The organism is Acinetobacter sp. WCHAc060042 (assembly GCF_003231195.1).
GTDB lineage: Bacteria > Pseudomonadota > Gammaproteobacteria > Pseudomonadales > Moraxellaceae > Acinetobacter.
This window is the reverse complement of sequence record NZ_QKVN01000003.1, coordinates 144485-155712: the sequence shown is the minus strand read 5'-3', so window position 1 is coordinate 155712 and position 11228 is coordinate 144485. Positions and strand designations below refer to the sequence as shown.

Annotated in this window: 10 protein-coding genes; 6 read left to right on the top strand and 4 right to left on the bottom strand. The window is 39.3% G+C overall.

The genetic code is table 11. From position 1 onward, the window contains the following. Positions 1-370: 370 nt before the first annotated feature. Together DPG01_RS02595 and DPG01_RS02590 are read right to left on the bottom strand one after the other, a co-directional pair. Positions 371-2536, bottom strand: coding sequence for a TonB-dependent siderophore receptor (locus tag DPG01_RS02595; protein ID WP_110974085.1), 2166 nt, complete (start codon positions 2534-2536; stop codon positions 371-373). A 289-nt stretch (positions 2537-2825) separates the two neighbouring features. Beyond that, the gene (locus tag DPG01_RS02590; protein WP_110974098.1) at positions 2826-3683 is read right to left on the bottom strand and encodes an energy transducer TonB; all 858 of its coding nucleotides are present in this window, start codon (positions 3681-3683) and stop codon (positions 2826-2828) included. A gap of 260 nt (positions 3684-3943) precedes the next feature. Between DPG01_RS02590 and DPG01_RS02585 the strand changes: the two genes are divergently transcribed. The 5 genes from DPG01_RS02585 to DPG01_RS02565 all read left to right on the top strand — a co-directional run bounded on the left by DPG01_RS02585 (position 3944) and on the right by DPG01_RS02565 (position 8098). Then, complete coding sequence (locus DPG01_RS02585) at positions 3944-4621, top strand: hypothetical protein (protein ID WP_110974084.1); 678 nt, start codon at positions 3944-3946, stop codon at positions 4619-4621. Positions 4622-4776: 155 nt separating this feature from the next. After that, positions 4777-5487 (top strand): DUF3108 domain-containing protein, encoded by a 711-nt coding sequence (locus DPG01_RS02580; RefSeq protein WP_086208924.1) that lies wholly within the window; start codon positions 4777-4779, stop codon positions 5485-5487. Positions 5488-5577: 90 nt separating this feature from the next. Beyond that, a complete protein-coding gene (locus DPG01_RS02575; protein ID WP_086208925.1) occupies positions 5578-6153 on the top strand; it encodes a xanthine phosphoribosyltransferase in 576 nt (191 codons plus the stop codon). Between the two features lie 278 nt (positions 6154-6431). Then, positions 6432-7484 carry a sensor domain-containing diguanylate cyclase gene (locus tag DPG01_RS02570; RefSeq protein ID WP_086208926.1) on the top strand — a complete coding sequence of 351 codons (1053 nt, stop codon included), beginning with the start codon at positions 6432-6434 and terminating at the stop codon, positions 7482-7484. A gap of 239 nt (positions 7485-7723) precedes the next feature. Next, positions 7724-8098 (top strand): hypothetical protein, encoded by a 375-nt coding sequence (locus DPG01_RS02565; RefSeq protein ID WP_086208927.1) that lies wholly within the window; start codon positions 7724-7726, stop codon positions 8096-8098. 42 nt (positions 8099-8140) lie between these two features. Here the strand turns inward: DPG01_RS02565 and wrbA are convergent, their stop codons facing one another. Next, positions 8141-8734 (bottom strand): NAD(P)H:quinone oxidoreductase, encoded by a 594-nt coding sequence (gene wrbA, locus DPG01_RS02560; RefSeq protein WP_086208928.1) that lies wholly within the window; start codon positions 8732-8734, stop codon positions 8141-8143. 114 nt (positions 8735-8848) lie between these two features. Between wrbA and DPG01_RS02555 the strand changes: the two genes are divergently transcribed. Next, the gene (locus DPG01_RS02555) at positions 8849-10099 is read left to right on the top strand and encodes a YihY family inner membrane protein (protein WP_086208929.1); all 1251 of its coding nucleotides are present in this window, start codon (positions 8849-8851) and stop codon (positions 10097-10099) included. A 94-nt stretch (positions 10100-10193) separates the two neighbouring features. Here DPG01_RS02555 and DPG01_RS02550 read toward each other — a convergent pair whose 3' ends face one another. Next, complete coding sequence (locus tag DPG01_RS02550) at positions 10194-11129, bottom strand: DMT family transporter (RefSeq protein ID WP_110974097.1); 936 nt, start codon at positions 11127-11129, stop codon at positions 10194-10196. Between the last annotated feature and the right edge of the window lie 99 nt (positions 11130-11228).

The window sequence follows — 11228 nt, the reverse complement described above, 5'->3', positions numbered from 1 at the left end:
CCTAAATATAGCAAGCATTTAGAAATTTTTCCTATCCGCTTAGATGAAGAGGAGTCTCATTTAAGCGTAACTTGGATGGGTGGACATCAAGACGGCGCCTATGTCCGTGCAACTCAATAAACTGAGTTCACCCACATAATCAAAGCCTGATTAGAAATGCACAGCTCAACGCACTTCAAACTCTGCCTCTGCTGGGTCAAAGACCACATAGCATAACAACTGAAAAACAATGATACAGCCATTTAAGGGTGAAGTCTGAAACTTTGAACGCGCTTACTCAAGTCAAGATCGCATGTGAATAAGCCTAGACTTATCCACATTTTCCACAAAAAACGGCTTTTAATAAGCCGTTTTTTATTTCTCAAGATTTTTAGAATTGATAGCGGAAAGTTAACGTTGCATTACGTGGTGCGCCATACACCATGCCATTCATACCAAGACCTTCATAATATTTTTCATCAAATATATTATTAATATTCAGTTGCGCCTTGATATTTCGATTAAAATCATAACCGACCATTAAATTAGTCAATACATAAGCATCCTGCGTAATTCGACCTAAACTTTCATCCACATAAGTCTTGCTCTTATAATTTAGACCACCACCTACGCTCCATTTATCAACTTTATATTTGGTAAATAGATTAACACTGGTACGTGCAGATGTTGTTTGGACTTCTTTGCCATTCGCATCTTGTGCATCGAAATGCGAGATACCGAAACTAAGATTCCAATTATCTTTAATTTCACCATCTAGCTCAAACTCAACGCCTTTGCTTTCAACACCATCTACGCTACGATAAGCTTTTTCAGTCGTTGGGTTACCATTTGCATCAGGGACAAATACACCACTGATTTCTTCTGCAACATTATCCTGTTTAGTTTTAAATATTGATAATGCAGCATTCAACTTACCATCCAATAACTCACCTTTTAAACCCGTTTCATAGCTCTTACCTTCACGAGGATCAAGATATTGGCGATCAACACCTCTTTTATCCTCTGGTTTAAAGATGCTGGTATAACTCATGTACCAAGAATAATTGTCCATAAAATCGAAAATTAGACCTGCATAAGGAGTAACCTCGTTATTAAACTCACGATTACCATCGCTATCTTCACTTTCATATTTCCAGTTAGACAAACGTACCCCTGTCACCAGTTTTAAAGGTTCCAACAAGGTAAATTTACCTGCGACATAAGCGCCTGTCTGTGTAGTTTTATTGGATGGCATTTTATTGTTGTTATTGATTGAACCCAAAAGCCTTGAATTTGCTGCTTCATCAAAGTCAATTACATAATCATCAAGCAACGGATTACCATAGGCAGCATCCGTTTTCTTGCTCTGATTATACATAAAGCCAGCAATCACTTCCTGCTTTAACCCAGCAACAGTAAATGGGGCTGAAAATGAAGCGTCCACATTATTCTGAGTAAATGTAGATTCACTCGTATAGGGATATAATCCCGATGCACTATTGGTCGTTTTATCTACACCCGTCGTATTCCATAAATACAATAAGGCTGTTTCACCTTTTAATTGGCGATAGTCATAATTGACATTCAAGCTAATGTCATTCCATAATTTTTGCTTAAATGTGGCAAACGCAGAAGTTGTATCTGCATTCCAATATGTCCAGTCAGAGGTAACTGATTTGGAGTCATCAAAATTAGTACGTGTACCATCGCTATAAAATGCGGGCAAACCACCCCATTTAATCCCACTTCGTTCAAGATTCTGGTAACTTGCGCCTACCGATAAATATGTACTATCAGTTAAATCTGCATCAATCACACCATAAACCACATTATTGTCTTTATTATAATGGTCAGCAAAGGAATCTGTTTGTTCGTGTTTTACCACCACACGACCACGAACACTACCCTCCGAATTTAATGGCGTAGAAATATCTGCAGTGCTGTTCCATGCATTCCATGAACCTAGAGAAGTACTAACATTTCCTGTCAATTCCTTAGAGTTTGCATGTTTTCTAACCATATTAATCGCGATAGCAGGATTTCCTGCACCTGTCATCAGACCATTCGCCCCTTTTACCAACTCTACTCGATCATATAAACTTAAATCTGGATCGCCCGCATTATCAAAATCTGAAGTACTTGGCACACCATCAAACAGGTAATAATCGACATCAAAACCACGAGCCGTTGGATATTGACGCTCATCCCACTGGTTTACAGTGACACCTGTTACATTCTTCAATAATTCCTGAAATGAATTAATATTAGTGTCATCTAAATATTCACGGGTTAAAACTTTAACCGACTGCGGTGTTTCGCGAAGTGACAAATTTAATTTGGTAGAGGTACTGGCACTCTTCGCCGTATAACTCTTTGTCCCTTCCGTTACAGATGGATTCTCTTCCTCGGCTTGACTCGTAATCGTTTCAAGTTGTGCACTTTCATCGCTCGTAGTGGGTGCTGCAGACCCCAAAGTTGGGAAAAGTACTGTGGCTGCTGCCATAGCCAATATCAGTGGACTAACTTTGAAGCGCTTTAAAGTTGGGGAGTAATACATGAAACTATATCCTTATAACAGGGATCAAATATTAAAAAACATGCATGCATCCTCCCCCATTAACTTGCTTTAAGAAAGATTTACGAATGCTTTAAAATATTTAACAAAAAACATACTGCAAATGATAATTATTTTTATTATCAATTCAAGTTTTCACCTTTAAATATAAGATTATGTTTTTATTGAAAAAAAATAAATAAACCTCAGAATAAAAAGTTAAGATATTGTTTTACATGTTTTTTTATAAATTAATTTAATCATTATAATTTCCCATAAAGAAGCAAGAATATCAATGAACTTCAAACTCTGCCTCTGCTGGGTCAAAACGCCATGTGCGTACAATGCGTAACTCAGAAATATCCTTCATTTTAGTATCGAAAGCGCCGAACGGGGCTGCTTTGCGTACTGATGCCTTTGCTGCTTCATCCAACATCTCATGCCCTGAGCTGTCAATCAAGCGAATGGCGCGGATACCACCTGAAGCATTTAAAATCACCATTAAACGCACTTCACCCGCCAGTCGTTGTTGTTTAGCTGCTTCTGGGTAGTAACGGTTGCCATAAAATTCTACTTTCTGACGAAACTTTTCAAGATAGGCTGCCGAAATATCTTGCTTGGCTTGAATACCATCAACTGTTTTGATTTTTTGCTGACGGCTAAAGTTTTGTTGACGTTGCAAATATTGCGCTTCAAGGCTTGCCACCATGGCTGCTTTGGCCTGAAACTGGCTGTTCATTTCTTCCATGGCTTTTTTGCGCTGATTATCTTCCGCTTGTTTTTGCCAGCTAAGTGTCGTCATTAACAACTTTTCTTCAAAATTTAATTCACGCTTTTGCTGAACCTGTTCTAAAGCTTCTCGCTGTTGTTCCCCAGCACTTTGCTCAAGCATCGGCACGGGCATATCACTCGACATCCGGTGGGACTCGCGAAAGGTGCCAGAACCCTGTTGATCCGCTTGCGCCAAGAAATCCGCATCTTCAATTTTTTGATCTGAAGGGCGTAAAGTCACTGCAATTTCTTTCACTGCGGCATCATTTTCTTGAGGCATGGCAAACTGTACAGTCAAAATCACCAGATGCAAAAAAGCTGCAAGCACAACGGTTGCTGTAAAAATTGGGTCTTTCCACCAATTATGCGCCAAAGGCATTACATTTATTTTTTTGAACATCACTTCAAACCGACAATTTGTCTTGTTCCCCTAAGCGTATGTACGCAGTATAAAATAGACACAGTTTTCATTTTATTGCTTAGAATGAGGCACTGTACCCTGTAGATTCACTGTTTCATAAAATCATGAAAATGGTGCAATTAATTTTGCTAAACTGCAAGCTTCATGAGCAGTATTTTTCAAACATTTCAACCAGAGATCTGATCGCTCAAAAACACTGATTAGCTAGGACGCCTCTTATGCAAACGCTTATTTCCAATATTTCTAATCGTTTACGCCAAGTTTATCAAAAGGCGGAAGGATTTATTGAGGATGAGCGCGAGTTTCCAATGTCTCAAGTCTTTTTAAACGCCACATTTCAACGATTTGTGACCGACAATGTGAGAATGTTAAAAGACTTACATGCAGACTTACATGATGACTGGTTACGCTTATATGCCACACTCGATTATAACGGTCTCAAACTGACGCTCTCTGTTGACTTGAAATTGGTGCAAATGGAATTGAATAAAAAAACGCAATTGATTGTGTTCGAACAAATCAGTGATACCAGTGTGCTAGATGCTGAATACCCAACGGTATTTCATAAAATGGGCGTGCGCTGTGCCCTGTTTTTTTATCAAAAAATCCTAAACCAAGATCCTTTAGGTATGATTTTAGAAAAGCTGAATGTGATTAAGGTTAAAGATGAGTTACTACATTTAAATTTGAACCGTTGGTTAGGCAAAAACCGTTCAATCATCGACACGCTAGGCAAAGTCCATGTTAATCATGCTGTGCTACGTGAAGCCGAATTGGTCGTGATTGGTAACGTCAATTTAACTGCACTATTTAATAAATTCTCTCAAACCTCGATTGATGATTTGATTGAACCCAATTTGGATGAAAGTACAGTCTCTCCCATTCGACAAAAATAGCTGATCATTTGGTGACAAAACCGTAATTTCAAATATGTAAATGAAACATAAAACTACAGTTCCCCTTATGTTTCGAATTTTTTCTTCATAATCAATGTGCATAATAGTTATATGCAAAAATTTTGTGCCTACAACTAAATAGGAAACTTTTTCTTATGGCTAAATCAAAATTGAAAACAGCCACAATCGCGACAAGTATGAGCGCTTTGCTATTTGTCGGGTTCTCAAGCCAAACCTTTGCCATGAGTCCATTTCAGGCCAGTTATCAATTTAACTATAATGGCAAAAATTTAGGCTCTGCAACTCGGACTTTATCAAAGTCAGGTAATAACTGGAACTATGTTTTTGCAGCCAAAGCAGGCGGTATTGCCTCAGCAACCGAAAGTAGCCGCTTTAGTTTAAATGGCAAACAAATTCAGTCCAATAGCTTTAGCCGTAGCAGTAAAATTTTGGTGCATAACAACACCATGAGTATTAACTTCAATCCAGCAGCAAAAACCATCAATACCAAGAAAGACAACGAAACGCGTTCATTTGCATGGAAAGCGGGTGTCTTAGATGAGCTCAATGCAGAATTGCAAATTCGTGAAGACATTAAAAATGGTGGTTTAAAATCAACTTACTATTTGGCCGATGCTAAAGAGGTTGAAGCGCGTAAATTTGTGAAGCAAGGTACTGAATCTATCAAAACAGATTATGGAACTTTCGAGACCATTAAAGTAGTCATGAAACATGATAAGCCCGGCCGTGAAACCATTTTCTGGCTAGCTCCGAAATTAGACTATCTTCCTGTTAAAGTCAGCCATGTTGATAAGAAAACATCTTATGGATTGCTCTTAACGAGCTATAAAGGTGCAAGCAATTAGTCATTTTGACGAATTTTACTTGCATTTTTTCAGGTGCTTCCTAAAATACGCATTTGCTTGAAAAAGCACCTGCCCTTAGAGGATTCTCCCGTGTACGCACTAGAACAGAAAATCTTAAGCGAAGGTATCGTTCTATCTGATGAAGTTCTGAAAGTTGATGCTTTCTTAAACCACCAAATTGATCCAGTGATGATGCAATTGATCGGCAAAGAATTTGCTCGCCGTTTCAAAGATGCTGGCATCACAAAAATCATCACGATTGAAGCATCAGGGATTGCACCTGCAATCATGACAGGTTTAGAACTAGGCGTATCTGTTATTTTTGCGCGGAAATACCAATCTTTAACCTTAAAAGATGAGCTTTATCGTTCAAAGGTATTTTCATTTACCAAGCAAACAGAAAGCACCATTGCCATTTCAAATAAACACATCAGTTCATTAGACAAAGTACTTGTGATTGATGACTTTCTGGCCAATGGTCAAGCTGCACTTGGTCTAATAGATCTAATTCATCAAGCCAAAGCAGAAGTCGTGGGTGTAGGTATTGTGATTGAAAAATCATTTCAACCTGGTCGCGATATTTTGCTTGAAAAGGGATATCGCATCGAATCTCTAGCTCGAGTTAAGTCACTAGCAAAAGGCACTGTAGAATTTGTACGAGACTAATCACAGCACCCTACTTAAAAAAGAGCATTTTAAAATGCTCTTTTTTTATGGCATTCATGACCCGCAGGTCATCCACACACAAGCGCCATATTTGCGCGGTAGATTACTTTTAATTTAAAGTAAAAAATATATCGTCTTTTATCAATTTAATTACATTTTTAAGTTGGAGAAACATGATTTATATAGCATGATCAAATTTAAATGGTCATAACCACTTTCTAAGACTAAAAATAAACAGCGATTAAACGAAATACTTTTTTATTGAGAAAGCCACACAAATGATAAAGAAGAAAGAAACGAGTGAACGATCGTTTGATCCAAATCAATTATCAGGATTTGATGGAGCTCACTCCATTCAACTTCCCGTCGACTTTATTCACGACCTAAGTAAAGCCAGCTCTTTACAGGTAGTATTAGATACAATTGCCTACTGGATTTCATACGTTTTCGATGCAGATCGGGCCAGCATCACCCTGCAAGATACTGAAGATTATCTCAAGCTATACTCAATTTCGGGCAATCATGCAATTCCGATGGATTTTAAAATTCCAATTGGACAAACTTTTGTAGGCCGAGTTTTTGCTGAGTCACAACTGATCATTTGCGATGACTTAAGCCTGTCGGATGAACTCGACTGTCAAATGCTTTCTGAACACGGTATGGGTAGCTGTATGGATGCCCCAATGATTCATAATGATATTTGTATTGGTACACTCAATGTGGCCGATGTGCGTAAACATCATTACACCCTACAGCAAGCCATCCTGTTACAAACCCTTGCAAAATGGTTAGCGTTAAACATCAAACTACATTTACAAGTTCAAGAGATGGCTATTTTAGCCTCTACCGATGAACTGACAGGCACTTTTAACCGAAGAGTATTTGTACAAGAAAGCCATCAAACCATGCTGCATTTTAGCAAATCCCGCGTACCGTTTAGCATTGGCATTTTAGATATTGATCACTTTAAACAGCTAAATGATTGCTATGGGCATACTGCAGGTGACTATGTGCTCAAAAAAATGGTGAAAAAAATACGAAGCATACTGCGTGATGAAGACTTTTTAGCCCGTATTGGTGGCGAAGAGTTTGCCATTATTCTACCTGCCTGCTTAGGTGATGAGGCTATGCGAATCTTTCGACGGATTTGTTCAACCATCGAAGCGATGGAAGTCAGTTATGAACAGGAAATACTATGTTTTACAGTTAGCATAGGCGTTGCAGAGGTCGGCAAACAAGATACCGATGCCGAAGATGTATTTAAACGAGCAGATAAAGCCCTCTACTGTGCAAAAGAAGCGGGACGAAATCGGATTCACTTTGCCAACTAAGTTAAGCCATGAACTTGAATGCCGAGAACAATGGAGTAAGACTCTACATAAACAGCGTATATCTTCCCAGAAAATTACAAGTCTAATAAATATTCTCAACTCAAATTCAGCTAGTATTTACTCTAGATTCAGATGTTTAGAAATCTTAGATCTGAGGTAACACGGTTGTCATGCGTCATGAACACCATAATCAGGCTATATATTTTAAGTACAGCTAGCCCTTATAGGTCAAATAAGCTATGGAAAAAACAATTCTCTGCCCAAAGTGTGGCTCAAGTGATATCGAAAAAAGAAATCATGAGCAACAACTGACAAAAATTGGAGGCGTATTGCTCAGTTCAGCAGGTGCAACCGCAGGTACTGTTGGGGGAGCAGCATCTGGAGCCTCTATAGGCGCAGCGATCGGTGCAGCGGCTGGGCCTTTAGGAGTCATTATGGGCGGTACCATTGGCACCTTCGTCGGTGCAGTCAGTATTGGGGTCACAGGTGGTTTTTTAGGACATCGCTTTGGTAAAAAAGCAGGTGTGATTGTCGATAAAAATGTGTTCCTCGACTATAAATGCCTAAACTGTGGTGCCAAATTTAAAGAACAACACCTAACACCAATTGAATAATAAAAAAGCCCATCATTCATGGACTTTTTCATGTCGCAATCACTAGGCTTGCAATTTCTTTACAACTTCGCCAAGACGTTTTCCTTGTGCTTCGCACAACACTTTTTCATCTTGGCTTAAACTCTGGTCATGCCGAGGACCACTGACATGACTCGCCCCATAAGGCGTCCCGCCTGTTTTTGTATTCGACAGTGCTGGAACAGCATTGTTTAAACCAAGAATCATCATGCCATGATGAAATAACGGGGGAAGCATGGTCAACAAGGTGCTTTCTTGTCCACCATGCATCGAACCTGATGAGGTAAATACACAAGCAGGCTTGCCATGCAAAGCACCATTGAGCCAAAGACTGGTGGTTTGATCGAGAAAATATTTCATTTCAGACGCCATATTGCCAAAACGCGTAGGTGAGCCTAGTGCCAAACCTGCACAGTTTTCCAAATCCTCTACGCTACAATAAATATCACCGTCGGCAGGAATACTGGCTTCTGCTTCTTTCACCACAGTTGAAATATTTGGAACAGTTCGAATTTTTACAGCTATACCACTCGCCTCAATTCCATTTGCAATCAAATGCGCCATTTCACGAGTACTGCCATATTTGCTGTAATATAAAACTAAAACATAGGTTTGCATGAATAGAGTTCGGTGACAGAAAAAATAAAACTATACGGTATTTTTTCTATTTTTTGGTTAAGCTTAGACTGAAAAATGTAGAAAAGATGAAGAAAACAAAGAGATACTTTGCCTATGTTAGAACAGTACTTAAAAAAACTTCCTTTCTATAAGAAAACTTGGTTTCAGTTCGTCTTATTTGTAGTACGGCGCTTTGAGGCCGACCGTTGTCGTGAACAAGCAGGTTCACTGACCTACACTACCTTGTTTGCAGTCGTACCAATGCTGACAGTTTTCTTGGTCATCATCTCGTCCATCAAAGCACTGGAACCTGCACGTCAGCAATTACAGCAATTGATTTATAGTAATTTCTTACCTAAAACCACCATTGCTTTTGATAAGGCTCTCAATGCTTTTACCGATAAATCGAGTAATTTGACCATTATCGGAATCTTATTTCTCTTCGTCACAACGGTCATGATGCTGACCAGTATTGAAACTGTCTTTAACCGAATTTGGCGAGTGCGCGAAACCCGTGGTGGCATTATTGGCTTTATGCGCTACTGGACCATTATTTCTTTAGGGCCAATTCTCCTCGGTAGTGCCTTTGTTATTTCTTCTACTGTCGCCTCTTTAAATGTCTTAAGCAATAATTTTGCAGGCTATGAGTTAGACGGTGCTTTTATATTTTGGTTAATTTCATTCGCCTTAACGGTACTTGGTTTTTTTATTTTAAATTGGACCATTCCAAACCGAAGTGTGCCGATTAAATCGGCTCTCATTGCTGGGTTATTTAGTGCTATTGTCTTTGAATTACTGAAACATTTGTTCGGTTTTATTATGTCGAACTTTACCAGTTATGAAATTATTTATGGTGCGTTTGCCGCAATTCCCATTTTCCTGCTGTGGATTTTTCTATCATGGAATATCGTCCTGATTGGGGTTGAAATTAGTTATGCACTTACTGCATTTACCTCTCATAAAGAACAAAAGCGTCATCCTGTTATTATGTTGATGGATTTACTGGAACTATTTTATAAAAAGCAGCAACAAGGCTTAAGTGTTTCAGACGATGAAGCGCTTGATATCTTGGGGCGAGATGAATTGGGTCGCTGGCCAAGTTACGTCCTCATGCTTGAAACACAGAATTTAGTTAAACGTACTGATGACAATCAATATGTTCTTGTACGCAATCTGTCTCACGTTGATTTTTGGAGTTTTTATAGCAGGCTTCCCTATCCACTGCCACAGCGTCAGGACTTAGGCAATGTACATCCTGACGATGTCTGGATGCAAAAAATTGGTCCTGCCTTGGTGGAGTCAGATGATTACTTGGCTGCAAAACTCGCCATTCCACTTTCCAAAATTTTTGATGATAAATCCTAATAAAACCGTGTCTTATCTTTTCTATATAGATAAGACACGGTTTTTATACATCACAGGTAAAGCCTAACCTTAGTCCAAAACATACATGATTTTTTTACTGCAAAGCCGCTTTAAAGGCCTGTAAGTATTGTTTAATCTTGTGATGTAGACTCACCACCATTACCCCCATCAAGACAAAACCCGTACCCAATAAGAAATTCAGCTCCAACTGTTCTTTTAAGAACATCACCCCAAAGCACATCCCAAAAATCGGGGTTAGAAAAGAAAATACTCCCAACTGTGAAGCCAAATACTTTCTTAATAGCCAAAACCAAATCAGATAACTACCAAATGACACCACCACGGTATGAAACAGTAAACTACTGATCGACAGTGCGGACCAGTGAATGGTGGCCTGCCCCATAAAGAAAGAAAGCGGCAAGAGCAATAAAAATGCGATAAACAACTGATAAAACAAGGTCTGTGTCGCAGGTGCTTCAGCCAATTTGGTCAGCCGAACAGCGATCGTGGTGGCTGCCCATAAAATCCCTGCTAAAAGTGCCAAGACATCCCCCCATAAAGCCGATGTCACTAAAGCTTGAGAATCAGAAGGATGAAATAAAAAGGCGATTACAATTCCAAAAAATGCTAATCCAATTCCTAACCACTGTATGACCGACAAACGCTCAGACGGCAGTTTCCAGTGTAAACCCAATGCCACAAAAATAGGGGCGGTATACAATAAAACCACGGTATGCGAAGCAGAGGTAAAACGTAAAGCCTGTGCCACTAAAAAAAATTCGGCTGCAAATAATACCCCCACCAAAATGCCTGCAGGCAAATAATCACTCCCCCATAATGAAGCCCCCTTTGCTAGCTTAATCATAGGATAAACCATCAATGCAGATAGACCTGATCGAAGCGCAATTTGCATCACTGTAGAAATATCAGGGGCTGCAAGTTTTAACACCACTTGTTGTAAGCCCCATAACACGCAAAGCCCCAGCATAATACCTGAGGCTTTTCCGTCTAGCGCCTGACGACTGCTCACGATCTGCTCCACTAAAAAAGATGAACCCATACTATAAATTTGTCTGAAATAAAACATATAATCTAAAACAGACAAGAGATCTTCTTATTCAGGCAATTT